The 26,007-nt window shown below is 71.4% G+C and carries 21 protein-coding genes and 2 pseudogenes; 7 read left to right on the top strand and 16 right to left on the bottom strand.

Annotation, left to right across the window (positions count from 1 at the left end):
* Nucleotides 1-404 precede the first annotated feature (404 nt).
* Nucleotides 405-1,223 (bottom strand): helix-turn-helix domain-containing protein, encoded by an 819-nt coding sequence (locus ACTWP5_RS11530; RefSeq protein ID WP_443220752.1) that lies wholly within the window; start codon nt 1,221-1,223, stop codon nt 405-407.
* Nucleotides 1,224-1,293: 70 nt separating this feature from the next.
* Here ACTWP5_RS11530 and ACTWP5_RS11525 point away from each other — a divergent pair, with 70 nt between their 5' ends.
* The 4 genes from ACTWP5_RS11525 (at nt 1,294) to ACTWP5_RS11510 (ending at nt 7,746) form a co-directional block, all read left to right on the top strand.
* A complete protein-coding gene (locus tag ACTWP5_RS11525; protein WP_443220751.1) occupies nt 1,294-2,118 on the top strand; it encodes a phytanoyl-CoA dioxygenase family protein in 825 nt (274 codons plus the stop codon).
* Nucleotides 2,115-2,417: a hypothetical protein gene (locus ACTWP5_RS11520; RefSeq protein ID WP_443220750.1), complete on the top strand. Its 303-nt coding sequence runs from the start codon at nt 2,115-2,117 to the stop codon at nt 2,415-2,417. Before ACTWP5_RS11525 ends, ACTWP5_RS11520 begins: the two co-directional genes overlap by 4 nt.
* A 66-nt stretch (nt 2,418-2,483) precedes the next feature.
* Nucleotides 2,484-5,426, top strand: coding sequence for a glycoside hydrolase family 2 TIM barrel-domain containing protein (locus tag ACTWP5_RS11515; protein ID WP_443220749.1), 2,943 nt, complete (start codon nt 2,484-2,486; stop codon nt 5,424-5,426).
* Between the two features lie 580 nt (nt 5,427-6,006).
* Complete coding sequence (locus ACTWP5_RS11510) at nt 6,007-7,746, top strand: cellulase family glycosylhydrolase (protein WP_443220748.1); 1,740 nt, start codon at nt 6,007-6,009, stop codon at nt 7,744-7,746.
* A gap of 125 nt (nt 7,747-7,871) precedes the next feature.
* Here ACTWP5_RS11510 and ACTWP5_RS11505 read toward each other — a convergent pair.
* Nucleotides 7,872-8,055: pseudogene (locus ACTWP5_RS11505) on the bottom strand (helix-turn-helix transcriptional regulator); the annotation flags it as partial.
* A 56-nt stretch (nt 8,056-8,111) separates the two neighbouring features.
* Here ACTWP5_RS11505 and ACTWP5_RS11500 point away from each other — a divergent pair.
* Nucleotides 8,112-8,798: an alpha/beta fold hydrolase gene (locus tag ACTWP5_RS11500; protein WP_443220747.1), complete on the top strand. Its 687-nt coding sequence runs from the start codon at nt 8,112-8,114 to the stop codon at nt 8,796-8,798.
* Between the two features lie 136 nt (nt 8,799-8,934).
* Here the strand turns inward: ACTWP5_RS11500 and ACTWP5_RS11495 are convergent.
* The 7 genes and pseudogenes from ACTWP5_RS11495 to menC form a co-directional block, all read right to left on the bottom strand.
* Nucleotides 8,935-9,716: pseudogene (locus ACTWP5_RS11495) on the bottom strand (AfsR/SARP family transcriptional regulator).
* A 405-nt stretch (nt 9,717-10,121) separates the two neighbouring features.
* On the bottom strand, nt 10,122-11,390 hold the full coding sequence (locus ACTWP5_RS11490; protein WP_443220746.1) for an MFS transporter: 1,269 nt from the start codon (nt 11,388-11,390) through the stop codon (nt 10,122-10,124).
* A 97-nt stretch (nt 11,391-11,487) separates the two neighbouring features.
* The gene (locus tag ACTWP5_RS11485) at nt 11,488-12,309 is read right to left on the bottom strand and encodes an HAD family hydrolase (RefSeq protein ID WP_443220745.1); all 822 of its coding nucleotides are present in this window, start codon (nt 12,307-12,309) and stop codon (nt 11,488-11,490) included.
* Nucleotides 12,306-13,805, bottom strand: a complete 1,500-nt coding sequence (gene hydA, locus ACTWP5_RS11480; RefSeq protein ID WP_443220744.1) for a dihydropyrimidinase — start codon at nt 13,803-13,805, stop codon at nt 12,306-12,308. The genes ACTWP5_RS11485 and hydA overlap by 4 nt, the downstream gene beginning before the upstream one ends.
* Nucleotides 13,802-14,773 carry a cupin-like domain-containing protein gene (locus tag ACTWP5_RS11475; RefSeq protein ID WP_443220743.1) on the bottom strand — a complete coding sequence of 324 codons (972 nt, stop codon included), beginning with the start codon at nt 14,771-14,773 and terminating at the stop codon, nt 13,802-13,804. Before ACTWP5_RS11475 ends, hydA begins: the two co-directional genes overlap by 4 nt.
* Nucleotides 14,770-15,567 carry a TenA family protein gene (locus tag ACTWP5_RS11470; protein ID WP_443220742.1) on the bottom strand — a complete coding sequence of 266 codons (798 nt, stop codon included), beginning with the start codon at nt 15,565-15,567 and terminating at the stop codon, nt 14,770-14,772. Before ACTWP5_RS11470 ends, ACTWP5_RS11475 begins: the two co-directional genes overlap by 4 nt.
* On the bottom strand, nt 15,564-16,682 hold the full coding sequence (gene menC, locus ACTWP5_RS11465) for an o-succinylbenzoate synthase (protein ID WP_443220741.1): 1,119 nt from the start codon (nt 16,680-16,682) through the stop codon (nt 15,564-15,566). The genes ACTWP5_RS11470 and menC overlap by 4 nt, the downstream gene beginning before the upstream one ends.
* Here menC and ACTWP5_RS11460 point away from each other — a divergent pair.
* Nucleotides 16,677-16,814 (top strand): hypothetical protein, encoded by a 138-nt coding sequence (locus ACTWP5_RS11460; protein ID WP_443220740.1) that lies wholly within the window; start codon nt 16,677-16,679, stop codon nt 16,812-16,814. The genes menC and ACTWP5_RS11460 overlap by 6 nt on opposite strands.
* Here ACTWP5_RS11460 and ACTWP5_RS11455 read toward each other — a convergent pair.
* The 7 genes from ACTWP5_RS11455 to ACTWP5_RS11425 all read right to left on the bottom strand — a co-directional run bounded on the left by ACTWP5_RS11455 (nt 16,786) and on the right by ACTWP5_RS11425 (nt 24,463).
* Nucleotides 16,786-17,706: a phosphotransferase family protein gene (locus tag ACTWP5_RS11455; protein ID WP_443220739.1), complete on the bottom strand. Its 921-nt coding sequence runs from the start codon at nt 17,704-17,706 to the stop codon at nt 16,786-16,788. The genes ACTWP5_RS11460 and ACTWP5_RS11455 overlap by 29 nt on opposite strands.
* 29 nt (nt 17,707-17,735) lie before the next feature.
* Nucleotides 17,736-19,835 carry an iron-containing redox enzyme family protein gene (locus ACTWP5_RS11450; RefSeq protein WP_443220738.1) on the bottom strand — a complete coding sequence of 700 codons (2,100 nt, stop codon included), beginning with the start codon at nt 19,833-19,835 and terminating at the stop codon, nt 17,736-17,738.
* Nucleotides 19,836-19,933: 98 nt separating this feature from the next.
* Nucleotides 19,934-20,425, bottom strand: coding sequence for a nucleoside 2-deoxyribosyltransferase (locus ACTWP5_RS11445; RefSeq protein WP_443220737.1), 492 nt, complete (start codon nt 20,423-20,425; stop codon nt 19,934-19,936).
* Nucleotides 20,426-20,486: 61 nt separating this feature from the next.
* Nucleotides 20,487-21,473 carry a UDP-glucose 4-epimerase GalE gene (gene galE / locus ACTWP5_RS11440; protein ID WP_443220736.1) on the bottom strand — a complete coding sequence of 329 codons (987 nt, stop codon included), beginning with the start codon at nt 21,471-21,473 and terminating at the stop codon, nt 20,487-20,489.
* Nucleotides 21,470-22,039 carry a GtrA family protein gene (locus tag ACTWP5_RS11435; RefSeq protein ID WP_443220735.1) on the bottom strand — a complete coding sequence of 190 codons (570 nt, stop codon included), beginning with the start codon at nt 22,037-22,039 and terminating at the stop codon, nt 21,470-21,472. The genes galE and ACTWP5_RS11435 overlap by 4 nt, the downstream gene beginning before the upstream one ends.
* Nucleotides 22,023-23,489, bottom strand: a complete 1,467-nt coding sequence (locus ACTWP5_RS11430) for an FAD-dependent oxidoreductase (protein ID WP_443220734.1) — start codon at nt 23,487-23,489, stop codon at nt 22,023-22,025. The genes ACTWP5_RS11435 and ACTWP5_RS11430 overlap by 17 nt, the downstream gene beginning before the upstream one ends.
* Nucleotides 23,486-24,463 carry an NAD-dependent epimerase/dehydratase family protein gene (locus ACTWP5_RS11425; RefSeq protein WP_443220760.1) on the bottom strand — a complete coding sequence of 326 codons (978 nt, stop codon included), beginning with the start codon at nt 24,461-24,463 and terminating at the stop codon, nt 23,486-23,488. Before ACTWP5_RS11425 ends, ACTWP5_RS11430 begins: the two co-directional genes overlap by 4 nt.
* A 504-nt stretch (nt 24,464-24,967) precedes the next feature.
* Between ACTWP5_RS11425 and ACTWP5_RS11420 the strand changes: the two genes are divergently transcribed.
* Nucleotides 24,968-25,948, top strand: a complete 981-nt coding sequence (locus ACTWP5_RS11420; RefSeq protein ID WP_443220733.1) for an aspartate/ornithine carbamoyltransferase family protein — start codon at nt 24,968-24,970, stop codon at nt 25,946-25,948.
* Nucleotides 25,949-26,007: the final 59 nt, after the last annotated feature.

Raw genomic sequence — 26,007 nt, 5'->3', positions numbered from 1 at the left:
CGGTCTGGGCGATCCCGTCGAGATCCAGCAGCTTGAGCGCGACCTCACGGCGGAGCTCGCGATCCCGCGCGGCCCACACCTCGCCCATGCCACCCCGGCCCAGACGGCTGATCAGCTCGTAACGGTCCGCGATCAGCTTTCCCCGCTCCACGGGGCCAGCATAGGAGACGCCTCCACACCCGCGAAGACGGCCGGTGCGGCGGCCGCCACACCGTCTCTCCATCATCTATCTCACCGGAATCCGCATCGCGGGCATCGTCATCTGGTCCGCACGACGATCCCAGCGAAAGTGCCTGGCCCCGCCGGAGCCGTCGTGCTCCGGCGGGCCGGCGACGAGATCCCTCCCGATGTCGCCGACGGGCCCCACGACGGCCCAGAGTCGTGCCGGTCCGGTTCTCGCGGGATCAGTCGACGCGGGTCCTCGCGGGTGCGGAGGTGTCGGGTGGTTGGGATGCCGCACGGACCGCTCGGGGTGAGGCCCCCAGCTCCCGGCGGCAGGACTTGTTGAACGCCTGCAGGTCGGGGATGCCGACCTGAGCGGCGATCGCGGCGATGGAGAGGGTGGACTCGCGCAGCAGGTGGCGGGCCCGTTCGAGGCGTCGCTGCCGGATGTAGGCAACGACCGTGTCCCCGGTGGCCGCGCGGAACAGTCGGGTGAGGTGGTTGTGGGAGACCCCCGCGGCCCGGGCGACGTCCGGAATGGTGAGCGGCTCCGCCAGCCGCGACTCGATGTGCGCGATCGCGGCGTCCAGGGCCGGATGAGGGCCGGCACGGCCGCCCTGCCGGCCGGGCGGGCCCAACTGGCAGACGCGCCACAGTGCTGCCCAGATCTCCGCCGTGGCGCGGACCCGGGTGCTCGCCCACGCCGCGACGGCCTGGCCCATCAGCGCGGAGAGCGCGGGGAGTTCCGGGCCGGCGTCCTGCATCACGGGGACCGTGCGGGGCTCGCCGGTGGCGGGCAGGCGAAGGTGGGCGTACAGATGCTCCGAGGGGCCCTGGTAGCGGTAGTGGCAGGTCGTGTTGGGCGGTATCAGGCTGACTCGGCCCGGGCGAATCGCGTGCGGCGCTCCGTTCAGGGTGAGGTCGGCCTCGTACCGGTACAGGTGCAGCTGCCACAGATCGGGCAGCCGGAACAGGTCGGTGAGCCCCGTGGTGCCGTGCACCGCGCGGCCGACCATCGTCACGACGGGCGGCTCGTCCAGACAGACCTCCGTCTCGAACATGATGAATATTTACCACGAATGGTGAGCCCGACCCACGCGCGGACGACAGCCACTCCCTACGGTGATCCCCATGACGACACCGACCATCAGAGGTAACCTGCTCAACTCAGTTCAAATGGCCCATTTCGTCTCACATGGATCACTCCGCATGGACGCCGTGGTGCCGGCCGAGATGAACGACGAGGCGATGACGGTCCTGGCGTCCGACATCCCGCCGGCGCCGTACGGCACACCCCTGGACGAGGCCTACCCCGAAGGGTCGTTCGTGCGCCGCCTCACAGAGGTTCCGCAGGTGGCGGGCGCGCTGCACAGTCTCGTGGGGCCGCGTCCGAACGTCGACCACCACGCGGTGCACGTCCGGCAGCCGCACGAGGGTCGGGCCCAGCCGTTGCACGCGGACGCGATCATCGACGTGCGATCGGACGCCTTCGACGTTCAGCTGATGTACTACCCGGCCGAGGTGACGCTGGAGATGGGCGGCACGCTCAGTGTCCCCGGCAGCCACCTGCGGCGCACCAACGAGAGCGACACCGGCCGCTACCAGAACCTCAAGGGACAGGACCGACTCGTGTGCCCGGCGGGCACCGTGGTGTTTCTACACCACGGCCTGTGGCACGGAGGCCGGCGCAACGACAGCGACACCAAGCGCTACATGTTCAAGATCCGCTTCAACCCGACCGTGCGTCAACGACGGTTGTGGGACACCTCGGACCTGGCCGACCCGCGGGTGGTGTCGGAACTGACCGCGCACTTTCCGTGGTACGAGCACGCCACGGCCCGCCTGGAGCAGTACAACCGCATCCTGCTGTGGCGGGCACTGACCGGCGACGAGCAGTTCGACATCGAGCACTGGGTCACCCGTGTCTCGAACCGGCCGCAGGAGGCTTCCGCATGAGCACCACACCTCCCGCCCAGGCCGCCCCGGCCGTCCGCCAGCAGGTCCTCGTCCTGTACCTCGCCACGTCGGCGCTGGACTCCGAGGTCATCGGCTGGGCGCGTTACGACGGGACCGGCCGCACGGCCCGGACCACGGGTGACAGCGAGGATCCTCCCTACGCGACCGGCCTGGACGCGCTGCGCGACGGCTGGCGACTGATCCAGGCCTCGCAGCTCATCCCGCCCTATCCAGGACACGAGTACGACGTGTCGTTCCTGAAGCACGAGTTCCTCTTCGAGCAGCTCGTGACCCTCTGACCGCCTGGTGCCGATCCGCCCGGCCAGCGACAGATGCCGACCCGAACTCCTCCGAGGAGACGACACATGGACACCCGGCCGGTGGACGGCTCAGCCGCCTCCCCGTCTCCCTACTACGAGGACCGCGCACCAGGCAGCGGTTGTCTGCCCGCTCGCGCCTGGTACGCCGGCTCGGACGCCGCCAGGCTGTCACTCAACGGGACCTGGGCGTTCCGGCTGTCGAGTACGGCCCAGAGCGCCTCCACCGACCTCGCCGACAACGAGACGGACACCTCGGCATGGGCTGAGGTGACGGTCCCGGGCCACTGGGTCCTCCAGGGCCACGGCGCACCCGCCTACACCAACATTCCCTACCCGTTCCCGGTCGACCCCCCTCGGGTGCCGACGGAGAACCCCACGGGTGACCACCGCCGGGTGTTCGACCTGCCGAGGGCCTGGCCAGACGGCGGCGAGAGCGTGCTGCGCTTCGAGGGCGTGGACTCCTGCGCCCGGGTGTGGCTGAACGGACAGGAGCTGGGCTGGTTCACCGGCTCACGGCTTCCCCACGAGTTCGCGGTGGGCGGCCTGCTGCGCCCGCGCGACAACGTGCTCGCCGTGCGGGTGCACCAGTGGTCGGCCGCCAGCTACCTGGAGGACCAGGACATGTGGTGGCTGCCGGGCATCTTCCGCGACGTGACCCTGCTGCACCGGCCCGCCGGCGCCCCGACCGACTTCTTCGTCCACGCCGGCTACGACCACACCACCGGCCAGGGCAGCCTGCGGGTCGACTGCGACGTGCCCGGCCGGGTCACGGTCCCGGAGCTCGGCCTGGACCTGGCCACCGGCGAGGAGGCGTCCGTTCCCGTCGAACCATGGAGCGCCGAGGCGCCGCGCCGCTACGCGGCCGAACTCGCCACCGACGGCGAGCGGATCCCCCTCCGGCTGGGCTTCCGGACGGTCGGCGTGGTGGACGGGGTGTTCAAGGCCAACGGGCGGCGGGTGCTGTTCCGGGGCGTCAACCGGCACGAGTTCCACCCCGAGACGGGCCGGGCGCTGGATGTGGAGACGATGCGCCGGGACGTCCTGCTGATGAAGCGGCACAACATCAACGCCGTGCGCACCAGCCACTACCCACCCCACCCGGCCTTCCTGGACCTGTGCGACGAACTGGGCCTGTGGGTTGTCGACGAGTGCGACCTGGAGACCCACGGCTTCTGCTTCTTCCCCGACTGGCGGGGCAACCCCGTCGCCGACGACCGCTGGACTCCGGCCCTCCTGGACCGCGCCCAGCGCATGGTCGAGCGCGACAAGAACCACCCCTCGGTGGTGGTCTGGTCCCTGGGCAACGAGTGCGGGGCCGGCGCCGGCCTGTCCGCGATGGCCGCCTGGATCCGCGAGCGCGACCCCTCCCGCGCCCTCCACTACGAGAACGACCCCACCTACGTGGACAGCGACTTCTACTCGCGGATGTACGCGCCCCACGCGGAGCTGGAGGCCATCGGCCGGCGCGAGGAACAGCCGCTCGACGACCCCGCGCTGGACGCCCGCCGCCGCTCCCTGCCCTCGCTCCTCGTGGAGTACGCCCACGCCATGGGCAACGGTCCCGGCGGACTGGCCGACTACCAGCGGCTGTTCGAGACCTACGAGCGCTGCCAGGGCGGCTTCGTCTGGGAGTGGATCGACCACGGCCTGCCCCAACAGACCGAGGACGGCCGCACGTACTACGGCTACGGCGGCGACTTCGGCGAGGAGCTCCACGACGGCAACTTCGTCTGCGACGGCCTCCTCTTCCCCGACCGCACCCCCTCCCCCGGACTGGTCGAGTACAAGAAGGTCATCGAACCGGTCCGGATCACCGGTGACGGCACCGCGGGCACCGCCACCATCACCAACAGACAGGACTTCGCCGACACCGCACACCTCGCGTTCGAGTGGTCCTACGCGAGGGAGGGCATGGAAGTGGCCACCGGGTCGCTGACCGTGCCACCCCTCGGCCCCGGCTCCTCCGCCGACGTCACGCTGCCCGCCCCGCCCACAGCCGAGCCCGGCGGCGAGACAGTGTGGACCATTCGGGCCGTGCTCGCCTCCGACACCCCCTGGGCGCCCCGTGGCCACGTGGTGGCCTGGGCCCAGCTCCCCGCCGTCCCCTGGTCGCCTCCCGCACCGCCCAGCGCGCTCGCCGCGCCGAACGGAGACGCGGACACGCTCCGTCTGGGCCCGGGGATCTTTGACGCCAGGACCGGTGAGCTGCGCTCACTCGACGGACTCAGCCTGCCCCAGGGCCCGCGTCTGGACCTGTGGCGGGCGCCGACCGACAACGACATGGGTGGTCCGTGGTTGGGCGAGGCCCGCCTGGGCCTGCGCTGGCGCGCGCTCGGACTGCATCGTCTCCGCCACCGCGTCGACGCCGTCGTCGTGGGCGAGAAGGAGCTGGTCGTACGGGTCCGCACCGCACCGGCCGCCAGCGACAGGGGGATGCTTGCCGAGTACCGCTGGACCGCCGGTGACGATCGACTGCTGCTGACGCTCACCGTCACGCCCGACGGCGAGTGGCCCGGCCCGCTGCCGCGTCTGGGTCTCCTCCTGGGCCTGCCCGCGTCATACGACCACGTCACCTGGTACGGCGGCGGCCCCGGCGAGGCCTACCCCGACACGCGCACCGCCTCCCGCCTCGGCCGCTACGCCATGACCGTCGACGCCATGCAGACGCCCTACGTCCGCCCTCAGGAGAACGGCGCCCGCGCCGACACCCGGTGGGCCGAACTGCGCGACGCCGACGGCGCCGGCCTGCGCCTCACGGCGCACTCCGCCCCCCTCTGGTTCACCGCCCGCCGCTGGACCAGTAACCAGCTCGACGCCGCCACGCACACCACCGACCTGGTGCCGGGCGACACCGTCTGGGTCAACCTCGACCGCGCCCAGCACGGCATCGGCAGTGCGTCCTGCGGCCCCGAGCCACTACCCGGGTATCACCTCTCCCCGGGCCCCGCCTCGTTCTCCGTGGCCTTCACCGCGGTGGGCAGCCGCTGACCCCACCTCACCTCCACTCCGCACGCATGTCGTCTCCCCCTTCGTCCACCTCACTTGTCAGCAACACACGGGCCACAAGGGGCGCTGACGTCATGTCGAACACCAGACCTCATGCAGGCCGGAGAAGCTTCCCCACCTCGACCGCCGTGGCCACCGCCGCGGTGGGTGGTCTTCCGTCGCTGTCGGCGTGTGGCAGGGGAAGCGGCGGCCAGGAGGGGCGGGGATCTCCGAGGAGGAGCTGGGCGTCTCGGTGCCCGAACGCCGGGGCAGGGGTGGCGAGTACAGACCGGCATGCTGCCCAACTCCTCATCGGGATGTCCGCCAGGAACGGCGTCAGGTGGTCGGCTTCTCCTGGCTCATGCACGCCCGTTGCCCGTCCCGCTGGGCATGAGTACTCTCCCCGGAGAAACTGTCGGGCTCATAGCTAGAAAGTTTCCACGCGCCGTGGAACCTCTCCCGCCCGACGAGTCGATGGCTGGCGGGGAGCCGTGGGCCGTCGGCCGTGGTCAGGCCGACGGCGCCGAGCCCGGTTCCTACCCCGTGTCGAGACGGCACGGACGCTTTCGAGCCGGAGGTATCCATGCGCCATGCCCTACCGGGGACGAGCCGATGGCGACTCATCCCCCTCATAGCCGCCCTCGTCGGCATCCTCGTCGGTGGTGCCGGAGCGGTGGCCGCCACGAACGCCGCCGCCGCGACCGGCGTCGCCGAGCGACCGGCGACGCGCCCGGTTCCCAGGAACGCGATGGACGCCGTGGCGGCGATGCAGCCGGGCTGGGGTCCGAGCAACACCCTGGACGCCATCCCGAACGAGACGGCGTGGGGCAACCCCCCCATCTCCGAAGCCCTGCTCGACTCCGTCAGGACCAGGGGCTTCAACAGCATCCGCATCCCGGTGACCTGGAGCAACCAGCAGCAGGCCTCGGCGCCCTACACGATCGCCCCGGAGCTCCTGGACCGGGTCGAGGAAGTGGTCGACTGGGCGCTGGCCGACGGGTTCTACGTGATCATCGACATACATCACGACTCGTGGCAGTGGGTCAAGGACCTGGCGGTCGACCACGACAACGTGCGGGCCCGCTTCGACGCGACCTGGCAGCAGATCGCCGAGCGGTTCAGGGACAAGTCGGACAAGCTGGTCCTGGAGAACGTCAACGAGGCCTTCTTCGACGGCGCCACGGACGCCGAGCAGCTTCAGCTGATGGACGAGCTGAACAGGTCCTTCCACAGCATCGTGCGCGGCTCGGGCGGTAAGAACGCCAACCGTCTCCTCCTGATGCCGACCCTGGGCGACGCGGGGACGCCGGAGCGGATGGACTCGCTGCTGGCCACGATGCAGTCGCTGGACGACTCGCGGCTGATCGCCAGCGTGCACTTCTACGGCTTCTGGCCCTTCAGTGTGAACATCGCCGGCTTCACCCGCTTCAACGAGGAGGTGCAGCGGGACATCGACGCCGTGTTCACCGGGATGAACGACACGTTCGTGGACCGGGGCATTCCGGTGATCATCGGCGAGATCGGCCTGCTCGGCCTCGACTACACCAAGCCCGGCGTCGTGGAGCGGGGCGAGATGCTGAAGTACTTCGAGGCGATCGGCTACGCGGCGCGTGCCAACGGCCTGACCCTCAACTACTGGGACTCCTACATCGACCGCCAGACCTTCGAGCCGCATGACCCCGACCTGTTCGCCCAGATCCAGTCGAGCTGGACCGAGCGTTCGGGAACCGCCTCCCTGGACATGGTCTTCGTCCCGAAGTCCGGCGCGATCGGGGACCAGACGCTCACCCTGAACCCGAACGGCACGACCTTCCAGGGACTCAGCCACAACGGCACCCCGCTGATCCAGGGCACCGACTACACCGTCTCCGGCGACCAGCTCACGGTGACGGCGGCCGCGCTCACCCGGCTGGTGGGCAACCGTGACTACGGGGTCAACGCGACCATCCAGGCGAACTTCTCCCAGGGCCTCCCCTGGAAGATCTTCGTCAGGACCAACGACACCCCCGTGGTGTCCAACGCGACCGGGACGACCGACTCCTTCGCCATCCCCACGCAGTTCAACGGTGACGTGCTGGCGACGATGGAGGCGAAGTACGCCGACGGCAGCTACGCCGGCCCGGCCAACTGGACCTCCTACAAGGAGTACTGGAGCTCCTTCAGGCCGGACTACACCGACAACACCACCCTCCTCACCTCCACCTTCTTCAACGAGGTGAACGACGGCGCACGAGTGACGCTCACCCTCCACTTCTGGAGCGGCGCCACCGTGACCTACCACGTGACCAGGTCGGGAACCTCGGTCACCGGCACCACCGCCTGACGAACCCGTCCCCGTTCCTGGCGGGCCGGGTCCTGCCCCGGGCCCCACCCGCCAGGAACGCTTCGACGAGCACCTTCCCGCAGGGCGACGGCCGGGTTCTTCCCCCGTTCGCCGCGCCGGACCGGCAGCGCCAGTGCCTCGGACTGGGTGAAGTGGACCGGCGGCAGCCTCGTCCCGCGCCCGAGCCGGTAGCCGCCGTGAGGTCCCCGGGTCGAGGACGGGGATGCCGGCCTCGCGGAGGATCCCGACGTACCGGCGCGCGGCCCGCTCGGTGACGCCCAGCCTGCGGGCGAGTTCGCCGGCCGTGGACGGCCGGCCGAGTGTTCCGGCGGTCGATCGTCCGGAACCGGCCCTAGGGTGACGCCATGGACATCCTGCTCATCGGCGGGCTCTGGCTCGCCGGGTCCGTCTGGGACGACGTCGCGTCGGAGCTCAGGGCGCTCGGCCACCGACCCGTGCCGCTCACGCTCCCGGGCCAGGGCGACGGCTCCGCCTCCGCGACGCTCGACGACCAGGTGGCGGCCGTCCTCGCGGCGGTCGACGCGGCGCCGGCCAAGCCCCTGGTGGTGGGGCACTCCGCGGCCTGCACCCTGGCCTGGCTGGCGGCTGACCGCCGACCGGAGCGCGTTGCCCGCCTCGCCCTTGTCGGCGGCTTCCCGTCCGCGGACGGGGAGTCGTACGCCGACTTCTTCGATCTGGTGGACGGCGTGATGCCGTTCCCGGGCTGGGGCCCGTTCGAGGGACCGGACTCCGTCGACCTCGACGCCAGGGCCAGGCGGGCGTTCGAGGCGGCCGCGGTCCCCGTTCCCGCGGGCGTGGTCAAGGGCGTGGTGCGGCTGGCGGACGCGCGCCGGTTCGAGGTGCCGGTCGTGCTCGTGTGCCCCGAGTACACACCCGCCCAGGCCAGGGAGTGGATCGACGCCGGCGACGTGCCCGAACTCGCCCGGGCCACACACGTCGAGTACGCCGACATCAGCTCGGGCCACTGGCCCATGCTGACCCAGCCCGCCGAACTCGCCCGGCTCCTCGCGGTGGCGGCCGTCGGGACCTGACCCGCCGTACGTGCCGGACACGATCCGCCCCCGGGACGCCTCCACCTGCCCTGCCTTGGTCCGGGATCGGAACGAAACGGCCTGGTGGTCGCCGGTTCCCCTCGCACCTCCAGGAGACGACCGTGCGCTGAAACGCTCACACCGTGGAGGGGTGAGGGGCGGGGCACGGCCGTCCTGGGAGGGTCGTTGTCGACGCGGCGGTCAGTCGCCGGCGAGCCGGCGCCGTGTCTCGGCCGCCTGGGGGAAGGTCGAGCGCCTCGTAGTGGTCGAGTGCCTGGCGCAGGCGTTCGCGCGCCGCCTCGTACTCGTCGAGTCCGGCGAGGACCGTGGCGGCGTTGGCGTGTGAGTCGGCCAGCGCCTTGCGGTGGCCGGCCTCGGCGGACACGGTCACCGCCTCGTCGCAGAGCACCAGGGCGCGTGCGGGGTCGCGGGCCGCCAGATCGCGCAGCTCGGGCCACGGCTCCAACCCCAACTCCGCCACCAGCACCTCCCGCGCCGCCCGGTACGCCGCCAACGCCTCCCCCTGCCGCCCCACCGGTGCAGCGCGGTCATCAACAGCCCGTGCAACCGCTCCCGTAACGGATGTTCCCGCACCAGCGCGGCCAGCTTCCCCGTCACCGCATCACTCCGCCCGCACGCCACCTCCGCCCCGTACAGCGCCTCACACGCGACAAGCCGACGCTCGGCCAGCTCGTGTGCCCACCCCGTCAGCGGCGGAACGTCGAGATCCGCGAACGGCGCCCCCCGCCGCAGGGCCAACGCCTCACGCAACACCCCGGCCGCACGCCGCGGATCTCGGCCCCCGACCTCCGTCCCCTCCGCGACCGACGTCTCGAAACGCTCCGCGTCCAACTCCCTCTGCACCACCCGCAGCCGGTACCCGTTCGCCTCGGAACGCAGCCGATCCCCGTCGCCCATGACGGACCGCAGCCGGTGCACGTGGAGATGTAGCCGCTGCCGGCTCCGCTCCTGGGGCGATCCCCCCACAACGCGTCACTCAGCACGTCTGCCGGCACCACCTGGTTGGCCCGCGCCAGCAGGGCGGGAGGCAGGAGCTTCGACGGCCCGGAAAGGAAGACGAGCCTCCACGACCAGACCTCCAGCGTCGTCTGGTGGGTCCCGGCGGCGCGTTCGTGCAGGGGGTTGCACAGGCACAGCGCGCGGTCCTCCGGCACGGGCTGGCCGTGGTCCAGCGCGTCGCGGGCCGTCCGGCACAGCACGGCCGCCGCGACCGCGGCGACCGCGGCGACCGCCCCCTGGCGATCAACACCTCCCACTCCGGATCCGGCCGCGGGTGCCGCCCGCGCGCCGCGGCGTTCGCGGCTACCGCGGCAGCCGGCGTTCCAGGCGCAGCATCAGCACCGCGCCGAGCGCCGCGAGGGTGCCCACGGCCAGCCAGGGCAGCAGGCGGTGGTGGCTGAAGAGCAGGCCGAACAGGCCGGGCCCGATGATGCTCGAACAGGCGAAGGAGTACTGGAACGCGGCCAGGTAGGTGCCCCGTGAGCCGGCCGGTGCCGCCGCCGCGGCGAGCGCGTTCGACGCGGGACCGTAGGTCATCTCCGCGACGCTGTAGCAGACGACCACCACCGCGAGGTACGGCACCAGCGCCGCGGACGGCACCAGGACGGCCGACGCCGCGGCGGTGCACCACAGCACCCACAGGCCACCGGCCCACGCCATGGCGCGGGGGCGGGAGCAGCGGCGGGAGACGAAGCGGGTGACGGCGCTCGTGCAGGTGGCCAGCACCAGTGTGTTCAGGGCCAGCAGGGGGCCGGGCGCCCAGTCCGGCCCCGACAGGCCCTGGACGACGTAGACGGGCAGCGAGAGGACGAGGAACGTGCTGCACAGGGCGAAGATCGCGCAGGTTCCGATCAGTGCGAGGTAGGGCCGGTCCCGCAGCAGCGCCCGGTGGCCGGAGCGGCCCTTGGGAGGTGGCGCGGTGTGGGGGGTGGGCGGGACCGCGAGGGTCACCACCAGCGCGGCGGCGAGGAACGCCAGTGCGCTGCCGAGGATGAGCCCGTCGTAGACGCGTGTGGAGCCGACCGTGAGCATCGCGCCCGCGAGCAGGGCTCCGCTGCTGCTGCCCGCCTCCCGGATCATCGCGGTGCGTGCGAACCAGTGGTCCTTCGCGTCCGTTCCCTCAATGTTCGGGCCCTCGGTGTTCGCGTCCTCGGCGTCCGCCGCATGGGCGTCCGCCTGGTCGGCGATGAGTGTGAAGACCGACGACCAGTAGACCCGCAGGCCGATCCTCGTCACCAGGACGGCGACCATCAGCGAAGCCGCCCCGGAAACCGTCAGGTAGAGGAGGAAGCCGAGGCCCTGTAACGCCTGGCCGCAGGCGACCACCGGCCGTGGCCCGAGCCGGTCGACCAGCCGGCCGACGACGAGCGGCACCGGCAGGGTGAGCACGGTGGCCACGCTGATGAGCACGCCGATCGTCGCCAGGCTCAGGTCGGTGACCTTGAGGAAGTACAGCAGGGACAGCGGGAGGTACATGCCCGTGCCGACCGCGTCGACCGCCACGGCCGTCGACAACGGCCAGGTCCGCCGGGCCCCGCGTCCCGTGCCGTCGTCGGTCGCTGCCCGTGCCACGCGACGCACCGTCTCTCGTGCCTCCTCGACTGACTGGCCGACTGACTGACTGGCCGACTGGCCCGTTACCTCGCGCCGCCCACCCCGACCACCCCGGTCACCCGAACCACCGCTCCAGTTCGAGTGCCACGCCGTCGTCCTCCGCCGCCGCGGTGACGGCGTCGGCGGCGTCGCGGACGCTCTGTGGGGCCTCGGCCACCGCGACGCCCCGCCCCGCGAGGCGCAGCATCCCGACGTCGTTGTGTCCGTCGCCGATGGCGAGCACGTCCGAGGTGCTCAGGCCGAGTTCCGTGCAGACGTGCCGCAGGCCCGACGCCTTGGAGACGTTGACGGGCGTGAGGTCCAGCCAGGCCGACCAGCCGACGACGTGTTCCGCGCCCGCCAGGTCGAGTTCGCCCGCCAGCCGGGCGAAGTCCTCGGAGGTCGCCGTGGGGTCGCGCACGATCACCCGGCTGGCCGGGCGGGCGAGGAGGTCGTCGAGACCGGTGACGATCAGCCGGCCGGGCAGCTCGCCGGCGGGGAACGGCGCGGTGAGCCGGTAGCCGACGCCCTGCTCCTCGACCGCGACCAGGGCCGTGGGGCACCGGGCGAGGAACGCGCGCACCGCCGGCGCCGCGTCGAAGGACTCCCGGCGCACGACCTCCAGCGGCGCGTAACGGCACAGCACCGCGCCGTTGCAGGCCACCAGCCACAGCCGCTCGCCGTTCTGGCCGTACAGGTTCAGACGGTCCGCCACCCGGGTCATTCCCTCCGGCGGACGGCCGGAGCAGAGCACGACGTGGGCGCCGGCGTCGAGCGCGGCCCGCAGGGCCTTGAGGATCCTGCTGCCGGCCGGTTCGGGCCTCGGTTCCTCGCCCTCGGTCCACGCGGGCAGCGTGCCGTCGATGTCGAGCGCCACCAGGCGCGGGGGCGAGATCACGCCGGGTCCACGCGCATGACCGCCGAGCCGTCGGCCTCGACGTCGACGTCGACGCCGACGGCAGCATCGGCGTCGGAGTCGGCGCCGCCCGGCACCGAACGCCGGTCGTACAGGTCGGTGCCAAGCCGCCGGGGAACGAAGCGGCCGTGGTCCGTCGGTCCCACCCACCGACCCTCCTGGACGAGCCGCTGCCCGCGCAGCAGGACGGCGTGCACGCTGCCGCGCAGGCCGAGGCCCTCGAACACCGAGTGGTCGACGTTCATGTGGTGGTCCGACGCGCCGGTGCGGGTCACGCCTCGCGGGTCGAGGAGGGTGATGTCGGCGTGTGAGCCCGGCACGAGCGATCCCTTCTCGGGGTGCAGGCCGAACAGGCGCGCCGAGGACGTCGCGGTCACGTCGACGAAGCGGGCCAACGGCAGCCGTCCTCGGAGCGCGGCGTCGTAGAGCAGGGGCACGCGGTACTCGATGCCCGCGATGCCGCCGGGCAGCCTGGAGAAGTCCCGCCGCTCGGGCGGGAACAGGGTGGAGCGGCAGAACGGGCAGTGGTCGGAGGAGACGACGGACAGGTCGTTGGCGGCGAGCGCCCACCACAGCCGGTCGCGGTGCTCCCGGGTCCGCACGGGTGGCGCGCACACGAAGTTGGCGCCCTCCTCCCAGGGTCGGTCGAGCTCCGCGACGTCGAGGTACAGGTAGTGGGGGCAGGTCTCGGCGAAGACCGGGAGCCCCCGTCGGCGCGCGTCGGCGATCGCGTCCAGCGCCTCGGCGGCGGAGACGTGGACGAAGTAGAGCGTGGGCATGCCCGCGAGCTCGGCGAGGAGGATCGCGCGACGGGTGGCCTCGCCCTCGATGGCCGGGGGCGCCGTCCTGGCGTGCCAGGGCAGGGAGACGTCGCCGCGCTCCCTGGCCCGTTCCCGCAGGAACTCCATGGCCAGGCCGTTCTCGGCGTGGACCATCACCGTGATGCCCAGTTCGGCGGCGCGCCGCATCGCGCGCAGCAGCTGGGTGTCGTCGCTGTAGAGGTCGCCGGGGAACGCCATGAAGAGCTTGACGCTCGGCACGCCGTCCGCCACCAGTCGCGGGAACTGCGCCAGCGAGGTGTCGCGGACGTCGCCCACGATCTGGTGGAACCCGTAGTCGGTCGCGCAGCGTCCCCGCGCCCGCTCGCCCGCGTCGCCGAGCCGTTCCAGCAGGTCCTCGCCCGGTCCCTGGCGGACGAAGTCGACGACCGTGGTGGTGCCGCCGTACGCCGCAGCCCGGGTGCCGGAGGCGAAGTCGTCCGCGGTCGACACCCCGGCGACCACGGTCTCCAGGTGCGTGTGCACGTCGACGAAGCCCGGCGCCACGTGCAGGCCCGTGGCGTCGATGACCTCGTCGGTGTCGGGCGCCGTCCCGGGGGCGCACCAGGCGTCGACGAGGTCGTCCCGGACGACCAGGTCCACGGCGTGGGCTCCGGAGGCGGTGAGCACGGTGCCGCCGCGGATGGCCAGCGTCGTCATCGGGCCTCACCCACGCCCGGTCGCGGGGCCGCCTGTGGCAGGTCGGCGTCGAGGGTGATGTCGACGCCCCGTGCCGCCGCGAGGGCCCGGACGAAGGCCGCCTCGCGGGCGAGGAAGTCCCGTCGGTTGCGCAGCAGGATGTCGACGATCGCGTCGACGTCGCGGGTCGGGGTGTTGGTGACGTCCCGAAGGCCGCCGTTCTGACTGAGCTGGTGAAGGTCGGAGGAGACCGACTGGGTGGTCGCGAAGCGCATCGGTATGGAGATGTTGCCGTCGGTCAGGGTCTCGACCTCGTGCGCCCAGAACGGGGGGATGTACAGGATCTCGCCGGCGGACAGGACTCCCTCGTAGCGGACCTCGCCCGGCCAGTCGGGCATGGCCGCGAGGCTGAAGCCCGGCCCCGGGGACAGGTCGTAGCGCTCGCCGTCCCGCCACGACGCCTGGAGGTTCGCGGTGTCCAGCGGATGGACCAGCGTGTAGCGCTTCGAGCCCCGCACCTGGATCAGGAAGCTGTGCCACCAGTCGTGGTGGCCCGGCGTCACGTTCCCGGCCTGGCTGAACCAGACGCCGGTCGCCGTCGGCTCGTAGGCGGCGCCGACGTCCGGGATCTCGAAGTCCTTCGCCAGCTCGTCGAAACCGGGCTCGGTGGCCCTGACGCGGAGGTAGAGGGAGCCGTCCAGCAGCCGCCGCACGCCGAAGAGGTGCGCGAGCGCGTCGCCGAACGTCATCGGCACGGTGGCGTTGACCTGTTTGAGGACGGTGTGGCCCGACGCCTCCCCCGTGACGAACGGGGCGACGTCGAGGTCGCCGAGCCGCCGCGCGAGGGAGGCCAGGTCCCAGTCCGTGCAGCATGGCCACCGCCCGGCGACGCCGGTGATCAGCAGGGGCGTCTCGCCGAGCATCGGCCGGTCCTCGGCCCCGCCCCGCACCGGGAGGGCGTCCACGCGGGTGGCTTCTCTGGCGGTCACGGCATGTTCCCTTCAACGGAAGCGGGGGCGGGTTCGGGTTCGGGTTCGGGGCCGGCGGGGGTGACACGGGCCGGGTCCACGGTGGCCCAGCCGGTCCTCGGCCAGCCGGGATGGCCCTCGTACGCGGCGTCGAAGACGCGGATCTGGTGTTGCAGGCTCCGCGCGTAGGCGAACAGCATCCGCTGGCGCTCCTCGGCGGTGGTCGCGCACGCGTTCATCAGGGCGGCGTGGGCCTCGGCCATCTCGCTGCCCGCCTTGTTCGCGTAGTACCGGGCCCAGGCGCCGAAGGCCTCCGGGCCGCTGATGTGGACGCCCCTGAACCGTTCACCGACGACCGAGGTGAACATCGCGCACGGGTAGAGCGCGGCGGCGATCTCCCCGATGCCGCCGGCGAGGCCCGTCGTCAGCAGGTGGTTGGCGTACGCCTCCCGCGCCGGCGTCAGGGCCCCCTCGTCGAAGCGGACCGCGTCCCATCCCAGGCTCTCCACCAGCTTCCGCTTGAAGTCCGTCTCCGTGGCGACGAAGTAGTCGGAGAGCAGGTTCGCCGCCGTCATCGACCAGGCGGACCCGGTGGGCGCCTTCGCCAGCCCGAGCGCGAGCGTGCGGTGGATGTAGGGGATGAACGGGGCGTCGTCGACCTGGAAGGCCAGGAACCGCTCGACGGTCATCCGTCCCTGTTCGAGGTCGGTCAGCCAGGGGTGGCGCTCGTACGCCTCCCAGCCTGCCGCCGTCGCCTGCCGGCACTGGTCGACGAAGCTGGTCGTCAGCCGCGTGTCGCTGTCGGTGGCACTCACGTCGTCACCTCTCCGCTGTCGGCGAGCAGCCACGCCGACAGCACGTCGTCGAACGGTACGGCGGGATTCCCCGGGGTGGTCGGAACGGCGAACTCCCACGGTCGGCCGGGCGGGGAGGCGATGTCGTGGGACGCGAGCGGCCTGGCGAAGAACCGCTCGGCGGGGAAGAGGTCCGCCGGGTACGTCGCCCACGGGCAGGAGGCGAGCGCGAGGCAGACGTGCGTGCCGACCGGGCTCTCGAGCATGTTCCCGACGACCGCGCCGAGGCCGGCCCGCGCCGCCAGCTCCCCGATCTCGGCCGCGGCCCGCAGGCCGCCCACCCGCCCCGGCTTGACGTTGACGAACCCGCAACTGCCGAGGTCCAGCGCGAGTTCGAGGTGGTGCCGGGAGCGGATCGACTCGTCGAGGCACACCGGCGTGTCCAGTCGCCGCTGGAGCTCCGCGTGGCCGAGGAAGTCGTCCTCGCCCAGGGGCTGCTCGATCATGGCCAGCCCGAGCGGGTCGAGCCGCGCCAGGTGGTCGATGTCGTCGCGGGTGAACGTCGCGTTGCAGTCGACGTGCAGCGTCGCGTCGGGGAACGCGCGGCGCACCCGCCACAGCTGGTCGAGGCTCGTTTGCCGGCCCATCTTGAGCTTGATCCGCGGGCAGCCGGAGTCGAGTGCCCCCGCGATCTTCCCGAGCAGTTCGTCCGTGTCGGCGTGGATGTCGAAGTCGGCGCCCGCCGGCACCGTCGAGCGGGTGCCTCCGGCGTAGTGGCTGAGCGGTCGGCCGTCGACGGCGCCGCGCAGCGCCCACCAGGCGGTCTCGACGGCCGCCCTGGCGAAGGTGTTCCCGCGGACCTCCGCGAACCGTCCGGTGAGCTGGTCGACGTCGTCGACGGTCGCCCCCACCAGCCGGGGCAACAGGTAGTCACGCACCAACGTGAACGTCGCCCGTCCCCACTCCCCGCAGAACAGCGGCCAGGTGCCCGGGGCGGCCTCGCCCCACCCGGCCGCCTCGCCGCTGGTGAGCCGGACGACCACCGTGTCGATGTCGGGCTGCGCCCCGAAGGACGTCTTCCAGGGGATCTCTAACGGCATGCGCACCACGAGCGCACGCGCGGAGTCGATGTGCATGGAGTCATCCCGCCGTCCGGTCCGCCGGTTGCCACCTGGCTGGTGGCCGTGCTGATGGTCGTCCTGGTGGCCGTGCTGGAGTTGGTGGTGCTGGTGGTCGTGCTCAGGCGTCCCGTGCGAGCCACTTCCTGACCTGCTCGGCGTACTGCGGCGCCCACTGCGGTGCCCAGCGCGAGAAGTAGACGTGCATGGTCAGCGCGTGCAGCACGTGCCCGAGGTCGACGCGCCGCTCCCAGTCGTCCGGCAGCGGGCAGGCTGCGGCGTAGGCGTCGAGGAAGACCCCGCGGCCGGCCGGGAAGGCGTCGAAGATGTGCTCGTCGAGCTTGCCGAAGTCGCGGAACCTCTCCGCGTAGGTGGCGTGCTCGAAGTCCAGGACGCAGGTGACGCGACCGTCGCGCACCAGGAGGTTCGGCAGCCACAGGTCGCCGTGGGTGAGGGTCGGCGCGTTCGCCTCGTCCGCCAGCCGCGCCACGGCGGCGGCGATCGCGGACCGCAGCGTGTCGGCGTCGCCGATCAGCTCGGGCTGCGCCAGCGGCAGCAGCGCCGCCACCTCGGCCTCCACCGACTCCCGCAGTGACGCCGCCCGGCCGCCGCCGAGAACGCCGCCGAAGTGAGGGCCCACGACGGTGTGCAGCCGGCCGACGATCCCGCCGAGGTCGCGCATCAGCGCGAGCCGCTGGTCCTCGGTCAGGGACTCCCACACCTCGCCCGCCGCGTCGCCCTCCTGGTACTCCTGGATGAGGACCGGACCGTTCAGCGCGGGCTCGTGCGGCACCAGCCGCCGGTACCGCACCACGGGGACGCCATGCTCGGCCGCCACCTGGGCGCTGGCGACGAGCCGCCGCAGGTGGTCGGGGCGCGGGTCGCGCTGCGGCACCTTGACCAGCAGCCGGCCCTCGTCGGTGGTCGCCACCCACTGCTTGCTCGTGTAGCCCTTGTCGAGCGGGTGGACCGACGTGACGTGGATCCCCGGGAACTCCCTCGTCAGGAGGTCCCGGATCGTGGTTGCGGTATCGGTTGACATGGAGATCACCGTAGTAGTCGGCAGGGGGCTCACCGGGCGGCGGTGTTGAGCAGGTGGGCCGGCACCTGCGTCGGCGGGATCCTGAGGCGGCCCTGCATCAGGACGACGTAGGCCATCCGCATCGCGGTGGCACCGCGGCGTACCCGCTCCCACACGAGGTCGGTGACGCCCAGCCGTGCCGCCTCGGCCATCAGGAACACGACGGCGTCGCGCGACTTGGCCGAGTGCCCCATCTCGACGTTGTCGTCGGCGATGTGCAGCCGGGTGAAGCCCGTGTCGTAGCCGAGCTCGCTCAGGTCGTTGACCTTCGAGATGCCGGCGGTGCCCAGGCCGTGGAACTCGCAGACCATGTTCGCGCCGACGATCTCGGGGAACCTGCTCACCGGGAACTCGGAGACGGCCAGCCGGAACACCGGAGCGTAGAAGCCCTCGTCGAGGAAGTCGACGTCGTCGATGAACTGCCTGGTCCAGAACTTCGGGAGGCGGTGGCCGAGCCCGAGGAGGAGCTCCTCGTACAGGACGCCGTGACTGCGTCCCGGCTTGCCGTTGCCGATCTCGTCCCAGTAGATGTCGTAGAGCAGCCGCTCGCTGTCGGAGAGCGTGACGCGGCGCGCCAGGCCCTGGAGCCAGGCGCCGTCGACGAGGTTGTCCGCCGCCCCGTGGTAGGTGCGGTCGCGGTGGGCCCGCCCGCTGTCGGTCACCGGGGCGACCGGCGCCGAGGCCATGGCCTGGTAGGTCTGGTGCATCCAGTCGGGGAACTCCTCGGGGTCGTAGCGCTCCGGGAGCTCCCAGGTGAACACGGGCTTCTCCATCCGCTGCGCCGCGTCCAGCCAGTAGGCGACGAAGGCTCCCGCCCTGCGGACGGCGTCGGCCCGGTCGTGGCCGGCGACCAGGTCGTGGAAGAGCTCGCGCGTGAGCGGGCCGTCGTACTCGGTGGGGACCGGCTCGCTCGTGTCCCGGCCGGAGCCGGGCGCGGGCACGGGCGCGGACACGGGGATCCCGGGAACCACCGGCACGTGTTCGGGCCTCGCCAGCCAGGTGATCCAGCGGCGGATGACGGCGATGTCCTCGGCGCTGAAGATCTTGCCCATCGGGGCGTGGATCGGGGTGAGGGAGGTGAGGAACGGGCTGTCGTCGGGGGCGCCGGCCCTGATCCACTCCGACGCGGCGAGCGCGTCCAACAGGTCCTGGCTGCCCTCCGGCGACCGGTCGAAGTGGTCGTCCAGCGGCGTGCCGTCCAGCGCGGCCGTGCCGTGCGCGTGACGGGCCGAGGGCGTCTTGCGCTCCACGAGGTCCCTCATGCCGAGCTCGGGGGCGCGCAGCGCGTTGAGGCAGGCCCGCTCCAGCTCGGCCCGGTGCAGCCGGATCGCGTCGCCCAGCAGCCGCGAGAACGCCTCGAAGCGCTGGGCTCCCTCCGGGGCGAGGCCCGACTCGGCGAACTCGCGCAGCGCCGCGTCGACGTCGGGCGCGAACTCGGCCGGCTCGCGCCACGCCGGCACGGGCCACTCGACGCCCTCGGTGTCGTCGACCACCGCGCGGACGCAGGCGGCGACCCACTCCGGCAGGTCGAACAGCCTGCCGGTCAGGGTCGGCTCGACGGCGGCCAGCAGCTCGGGGGCGTAGCGGCAGGGGGCGTTGGCGAGCGTGAGCAGGACGTCGGGCAGCAGGTACGCCGTCTCGGACAGGCGCAGGGACCGCACGTAGGCCCTGCTGCCCACGTCACCGGCCGGCTGCCCCAGCGTGCGCAGCAGCCCCTCGGTCAGGCTCCCGAAGCGGTCCTGCCGGCCTGGCGCGTACCGGTGCTCGTGGCTCAGCTCGGCGAGGCGCGCGCCCGTGGCGAGGTGACAGAACGGCACCTGGGCGAAGGGCGCCAGCCAGACGCCCTCCTGGTTGACCAGGGCGGCCAGGTGCCGGGCGGCGGCCGAGGCGACCACCCGGATCTCGTCCGCGCCGAGGTCGGTGACCGTGGGGGTCGCCTCGCGCAGCTCGCGCTCCAGGGCGTCCAGGTCGGCGGGGGCGAACGGCGGTGCCTGGATCAGTCCGTCGAGGAAGCTCTCGGCGCGCGCGAGATCGTCGGGTGCGGGCTCGACGACTCCCAGTCCGCGGTAGAGCCCGGCCAGTGGTCCCATCGCGTTGTCCTTTCCCTTCGTCGTCCGTGTCGTCCGTGCCGTCCTTGCCGTCCGTGCCGTCGGTGCTCGCCGTCCGGTCTGACGACGGCCGGGAGGGCTCATCCGACCGTGCTGCGTCGCCGGTCCGCCGCCTTCGCCAGGACCTCCTCGACCGCCGCGTCGAGCAGGTCGAGATCCACCCTGTCGGTGTACTGGAGGATCCTCACCGGAGCGAACGCGCCGAGCCCCGTGATCAGGCCGGCGTACTCCTTGTCCGCCTCCAGGAGCAGCACCGTCGGCACCCGGTTGGCCGACGCCCACCCGATCTCGATGTGGGTGCCGGGCGACGCCGGGCTGCCCGGCACCGCGACGACGAGGTCGGAGGAGCAGATCTGCTGGTAGTCGAGCACCGTGAACTCCTCGGGCTCCATGAACGCCCGGCCCCACTTCTCCCGCCGGTGCGCGTTGTGCACGACGCAGCCCTTGGCGTCGTAGTGTTCGAGAACGCGGTTGATCGCCTCGAACGCCTCCGCGTCGAACGCGCCGGTCTCCTTGTCGACGTAGGCCCAGAAGGGCGCGGCGACGAAGACGGTCCCGATGCTGGTGGTCATGTCGGTCGGTTCCTCCGTTGTCAACGCCTGGCTGACGGTGCTGTCGGCGTCGTGTCCGCCGTCAGGGTCGTGGCCTTCCCTCGGCCGCGCGGCCGGCGAAGTCCCACGCGTCCCGGACCATCCGCGGCAGTGACGTCCGTTCCGGCTTCCAGCCGAGCTCCGCTCGGGCGCGTTCGGCCGAGGCGACGAGGACGGCCGGGTCCCCGCCGCGTCGGCCCTCGCTGGTGGCGGGCACCGCGTGTCCGGTGACCTCCCGGACGGCCTCGACGACCTGACGCACCGAGTAGCCCTCGCCGCTGCCGAGGTTGCAGACCAGGTGTCTGCCGGGGGACGCGACGCCGAGGGCGCGCAGGTGCGCGTCGGCGATGTCGAGCACGTGCACGTAGTCGCGCACGCACGTGCCGTCGGGGGTGGGGTAGTCGGTGCCGTGGATCGACAGGCTGGGCCGGCGCCCCTGGGCCACCTGGAGCGCGAGGGGAATCAGGTGGGACTCGGGATCGTGCCGCTCGCCGAACCGCCCGTACGCTCCCGCCACGTTGAAGTACCGCAGTGACACCGCCGCCAGGCCGTGGGCGTGGCACTCTCCGCCGATCATGTGGTCCGCCGCGAGCTTCGACGCGCCGTAGGGGTTGATCGGCGCGGTGGGGGTGCTCTCCGTGATGGGCGAGTGCCGCGGCTCGCCGTACACGGCGCAGGTCGAGGAGAAGACGAGGGTGGGCACGCCGGCCCGCCGCATCGCCGCCAGGAGGGCGTGGGTGCCCAGGGTGTTGTTCCACCAGTAGTGTTCGGGTGTCCGGACGGATTCGGCGACCTCGGCGCTGGCCGCCAGGTGCATGACGGCGGAGTACGAGGCGTCCAGGACGTCCTCGGCCCGGTGCACCGTCCCCCTCACGAACTCCGCGCCCTCGGGGATCGCGTCGGCGAAGCCCGTGGACAGGTCGTCCAGCACCGTCACGGAGTGTCCCGCCGCCAGCAGACGGGCGGTCACCACGGACCCGATGTATCCGGCCCCTCCCGTGACGAGGATCCTTTCCGAGCCGTCGTTCACCGTCCGGCCCCCTTCCCGGTCGTGTTCTTCGCGGAGTTCGTGAACAACTGTTCCCTGAAGACCAGGGTCTTCCGGAGGGTGAAGTTCCAGAAGGTGCCGAGGATCACCGCTGCGATCTTCGCGGACATCAGGGCCGCGCCGGCCTGGCCGTGGAGCAGCCAGACGGTCGTCTCGTTGAGCAGGAGACCCACCGCGCCGACGACGACGAAGGCGGTGAACTCCCGCTTCCTGTGCGCCCCGGGCTGGAAGATCCAGAGGACGCAGCCGACGTAGTTGACGACGCTCCCGACGCCGAAGGCGACCGCCACCGAGAGCAGGTAGTGCACGCCCACCTGGAACGTGAGGAGGTAGACCAGGGTGACGTCGACCACGGCCGCCGTTCCGCCGACGAACAGGTAGCGGAAGAACTGGACTCCGAGGACGCTCGTCCGGCGGCGGAAGAGAACGTCCAGCAACGGGACGCGCGTCGGTCTCCCGACGGGCTCGGGAGAACTCGGCGGTGGCGGAGAACACAGCCGGGGAGAGGCGGCGGGGCGTTCGAGGCGGTTCTCATCGTTTCCGCTCATGCTCCACCAGCCCGGTCTCCGTGATGGCCGAGGACTCCTGGTACTCGTAGTCGCTGTTGATTTCCCACAGGTCGTGCCTCGCGCCGTCGCCCGCCACGTTCTCCGCCGCCAACATGCCCATGAGGATGCTGTGGTCCTGGTTGTTGTACTTGAAGGCGCCGTAGCGTCCGATGACTTCCAGGTTCTCGTAGCCGCGGAGAAAGTCCTCGACGACCTTGAGCTGTTCCCGGTAGCCCCGTCGATAGACGGGATAACAGCGCGGCAGCCTGATCGCCTTCCCGTCCAGGATCTGGTCCGGTCGCACGAGCTTCGTTCGCGCGATCTCCTCCTTGGCGAGGCTCACGTAGCGCGCGTCGTCCCACCGCCAGAACTCGTCCTCGTCGAAGCACCAGTACTCCAGGGCCAGGATCGTGTGGGGCTTTCCCTGGTTGATCGACGGCGCCCAGTTGCGGAAGTTGGTGATGCGCCCGGTACGCAACTCGCTGCTGTGGACGTATATCCAGTTGTCCCGGAAGAGGTGTTCCTCGTCGATCTGGAGATAGACGAGGACCGTGTTGCGGAAGGTCAGCGACGCGCACGCCTCCCGCACGTCGTCCGGGACGTCCGCGAGCCGGCCGACGAGGAGCGTCAGCGGCATGGAGGAGATGACGGCGTCGTACTCCCGCACCTCCCCCGACGCCAGGCGGACGCCACGCACCCGCTTCCCGGTCGTGACCAGGGAGTCGATCGGTGTCCTCAGGTGGACCGAGCCGCCGTGGCTCGCCACGTGGGCGGCCATCCGGTCGTAGACCACGCCGGTCCCCTGCCTGGGGTAGGCGAACTGGTCCACCAGGGTGGCGTGCCGTTGCGAGCCGCCGCCCCGCAGGACGTCCCGGACCGCCTCCCCGAGCGAGAACTTCTTGATCCGCTGCGCCGCGAACTCGGCGTCGAGGTCCCCCGCGGGAATCCCCCACAGCTTCTCGGTGTAGGTCTTGAAGAAGTGCTGGTAGAGGCGCTTCCCGAAGCGGGAGACGACCCAGTCGTCGAAGGCGTCCTGGTGTGCGGAGTGCCGCCGGGTGACGCGCTCGCGCGCGTAGCTGGCGAGGCAGCGCGCGGCCTCGACGACGCCGAGGTTGCGCAGCGTCTCGGCGGCCTTGAGCGGATAGGGATAGAACTTGTTGCGGAAGAAGACGCGCGTGAGCCGGTCCACCATCTGGTAGTCCCGGCCCACCACCTCCAGCCACAGCCGGTTCACCCGGGGGTCGCTGCTGAAGAACCGGTGCGGGCCGAGGTCGACGGTCTGACCCCACAGCTCCAGTGATCGGGACATGCCGCCCACCCAGGGGGAGGCCTCGTAGAGATGGACCTCGACGTTCTTCTTCGCCAGCGCGTAGGCGGCGGTGGCGCCGGCGGGACCCGCTCCGATCACGGCGACCGCGCCGCGCCCGTCCGGCGTGGTGGGACGGCTCATGTCGCGGCCCGCCTCAGCTGCTTGGTGAACCAGTCGATGGTCCGCCCGAGCCCGTCCCGCAGCCGGACCTCGGTCGTCCAGCCGAGGGCGGAGCGGGCCAGCGTGGTGTCGGGCCGCCGCCTGGTGGGGTCGTCGACCGGGGCGGCCACGAACCGGATCTCCGAGGTCGAGCCGGAGATCCGGCGGATCATCATGGCCAGGTCGAGGATGGTGATCTCCTCGGTGCCGCCGATGTTGACCGGACCGGGGTGGCCGCTCTCGGCCAGGGCGAGGATCCCGTCGACCGTGTCGCTGACGAAGCACAGGGAACGGGTCTGGGCGCCGTCGCCGGCCACCGTGAGCGCCTCGCCGGACAACGACTGGCGAATGAACGTCGGGACGGCCCGGCCGTCCTCCATCCGCATGCGCGGTCCGTAGCAGTTGAAGATGCGGACGATGGAGGCGTCGACGCCGCGATGCTGTCGCCAGGCCGTGACGAGCGCCTCGGAGAAACGTTTCGCTTCGTCGTAGACGCTGCGCGGACCGATGGGGTTCACGTTGCCCCAGTACGACTCACGCTGGGGATGTTCGAGCGGCTCGCCGTAGACCTCGGAGGTGGAGGCCAGCAGGAACCTGGCGTTCTTGCGGTGGGCCAACTCCACCGCGTGACGCGTTCCCGTACTGCCGGCCTCCAGGGTCTGTAACGGTAGGCGCAGGTAGTCGAGGGGGGAGGCGGGCGACGCCAGGTGGAAGACCACGTCGACCTCGCCGGCGACGTCGAACGGCGAGGTGATGTCGCGTTCCACCATCTGGAAACGGGGGTTGTTCGCGAGGTGCGCTAAGTTCTCGGGCCGCCCGGTTAAGAAATTGTCCACGCAGACGACCTCGGCACCCCGGTGGATGAGCTGCTCACAGAGGTGAGAACCGATGAAGCCCGCTCCACCAGCGACCACGGCTCGCCGGAATGGACTCCTGATCGCGCCGGAATTCTCCATGCGAATCTTCTCCAGAATCTTCGGAAAACGGATTACTGGATGGCACCACTCAATGTCACTCATGAATGACGGCAGGGATTGCCCTCGGTATGGGCCGGATCTTGCTGGATCGCCGGTCGCACCGGCAGAGGTTAGGGCAGCAAGTGTCGATTCGCGCTCATGCGACTTCAGATTGCAGGCTACCACCACCGACTTCCGCATAAACCTCGGCAGTCCTGCGATCTGTACCGAATGATCGCGATGCACGGGTCTTGCTCATGACTGCCACCGTCACCTATGCTTGGCCGTCGTTGCGCAGCGCCTGCGTTGTCGGTTGGCGGCGGTGCCCACCGTTCCCACCTTTGTTTCACGGATTGCTCAGTCCCGTTGAGTTACTGCACGGCCTAGCCGGCGTAATCCGGAGGTATCTCCGTGGTCCAGCCCCTGCGCCCTTCCCACTCCTCGTTTACCGCCGATGTCGCCGACTCCCCCGTTGTGCCACCTCACGATGACACGTACTGGCCCTTGTACGGGTTAGCGGGCGGGTCCGTCCTTTCCGTACGCGAGCTGACGCGTTCTCAGCTCCTGGCCCTCTTCGACCTGGCGTCGGAGCTGGCGATCGGTCGGCGGCGCGCGTCGCAGGCGCTGTCCGGGGTCGTGGTCCTCACCGCCTTCTTCGAGCCCAGCACGCGCACGCGCCTGTCGTTCGAGAGCGCGGCGCACCGACTGGGCGCGGCGGTGATCAGCCTGCCGGACGGCCGCGTCAGCAGCGTCCACAAGGGTGAGAGCCTCGCGGACACCGGGGTCATGCTGAACTCCTACGCCGACGTCGTGGTGCTCCGCCATCCGTCCGACGCCTCGCTGGACGAGATCCGGGCCACGCAGCTGAACATTCCCCTGATCAACGGCGGAAACGGTTGTGGCGAGCATCCCACGCAGGCGATGGCCGACTGGTACGCGTTACTCCGGCGGCGTCCGGAACTGCGTGACGCGGGGCCGCGGCCCGAGTGGCGGATATCGCTCGGGCTCATCGGAACTCCCCGCCGGATGCGGGCGCTCCGCAGCTTCCTTCTGATGGGCGCGTTGCACTTCCCTCACGTACTGCGGGACGTGACCGTGGTCTCGGAGGATCCGCACCCCCTCGACGCGGAGCTCGAAACGGCGCTGGGCGACGCGTCGGTTCCCCTCGTGTACACCTCGGACCTCCGGCGCCACGTCACCCGATTCGACGTCGTCTACCAGAACTCGCTGACGTTGGTGGGCAACACGTACGAGGTTCTCGACGCCGCGTTCCGCGTCGACGGCGACACGCCGTTGAAGCCCGACGCCCTGGTGATGCACCCACTGGCTCGCCTGGAGGAGCTGGGCGCCGACCTGGACCGCACCCCGCACAACCTCTACTTCGGCCAGGCGGAGGGCGCGGTCTTCGTGCGGCAGGCGCTGCTGCTCGCGGTGGCGGGAAGGCTCGACCGTGCCCGCAGGAGCGAGCACGGGGAGGTGGGGTGAGGATCGCACCGGACAGCGAGCCGGTGGACCCGGGACGACTCCCGGGTGAGGCCCGCTCC

The sequence above is a fragment of the Streptomyces sp. 4N509B genome (assembly GCF_052245655.1).
In the GTDB taxonomy this organism is placed as follows: Bacteria; Actinomycetota; Actinomycetes; order Streptomycetales; family Streptomycetaceae; genus Streptomyces.
This window is presented reverse-complemented; position numbering and strand designations above follow the sequence as displayed.

Excerpts from the sequence above, each read along its gene's own strand:
- ACTWP5_RS11430 (WP_443220734.1), bottom strand. The coding sequence starts at position 23,489 with ATGAGCCGTCCCACCACGCCGGACGGGCGCGGCGCGGTCGCCGTGATC.
- ACTWP5_RS11445 (WP_443220737.1), bottom strand. The coding sequence starts at position 20,425 with ATGACCACCAGCATCGGGACCGTCTTCGTCGCCGCGCCCTTCTGGGCC.
- ACTWP5_RS11510 (WP_443220748.1), top strand. The coding sequence starts at position 6,007 with ATGCGCCATGCCCTACCGGGGACGAGCCGATGGCGACTCATCCCCCTC.
- ACTWP5_RS11530 (WP_443220752.1), bottom strand. The coding sequence starts at position 1,223 with ATGTTCGAGACGGAGGTCTGTCTGGACGAGCCGCCCGTCGTGACGATG.
- ACTWP5_RS11520 (WP_443220750.1), top strand. The coding sequence starts at position 2,115 with ATGAGCACCACACCTCCCGCCCAGGCCGCCCCGGCCGTCCGCCAGCAG.
- hydA (WP_443220744.1), bottom strand. The coding sequence starts at position 13,805 with ATGACGACGCTGGCCATCCGCGGCGGCACCGTGCTCACCGCCTCCGGA.
- ACTWP5_RS11500 (WP_443220747.1), top strand. The coding sequence starts at position 8,112 with ATGGACATCCTGCTCATCGGCGGGCTCTGGCTCGCCGGGTCCGTCTGG.
- ACTWP5_RS11450 (WP_443220738.1), bottom strand. The coding sequence starts at position 19,835 with ATGGGACCACTGGCCGGGCTCTACCGCGGACTGGGAGTCGTCGAGCCC.
- menC (WP_443220741.1), bottom strand. The coding sequence starts at position 16,682 with ATGCACATCGACTCCGCGCGTGCGCTCGTGGTGCGCATGCCGTTAGAG.
- ACTWP5_RS11515 (WP_443220749.1), top strand. The coding sequence starts at position 2,484 with ATGGACACCCGGCCGGTGGACGGCTCAGCCGCCTCCCCGTCTCCCTAC.
- ACTWP5_RS11435 (WP_443220735.1), bottom strand. The coding sequence starts at position 22,039 with ATGAGCGGAAACGATGAGAACCGCCTCGAACGCCCCGCCGCCTCTCCC.
- ACTWP5_RS11525 (WP_443220751.1), top strand. The coding sequence starts at position 1,294 with ATGACGACACCGACCATCAGAGGTAACCTGCTCAACTCAGTTCAAATG.
- ACTWP5_RS11425 (WP_443220760.1), bottom strand. The coding sequence starts at position 24,463 with ATGGAGAATTCCGGCGCGATCAGGAGTCCATTCCGGCGAGCCGTGGTC.
- ACTWP5_RS11455 (WP_443220739.1), bottom strand. The coding sequence starts at position 17,706 with ATGTCAACCGATACCGCAACCACGATCCGGGACCTCCTGACGAGGGAG.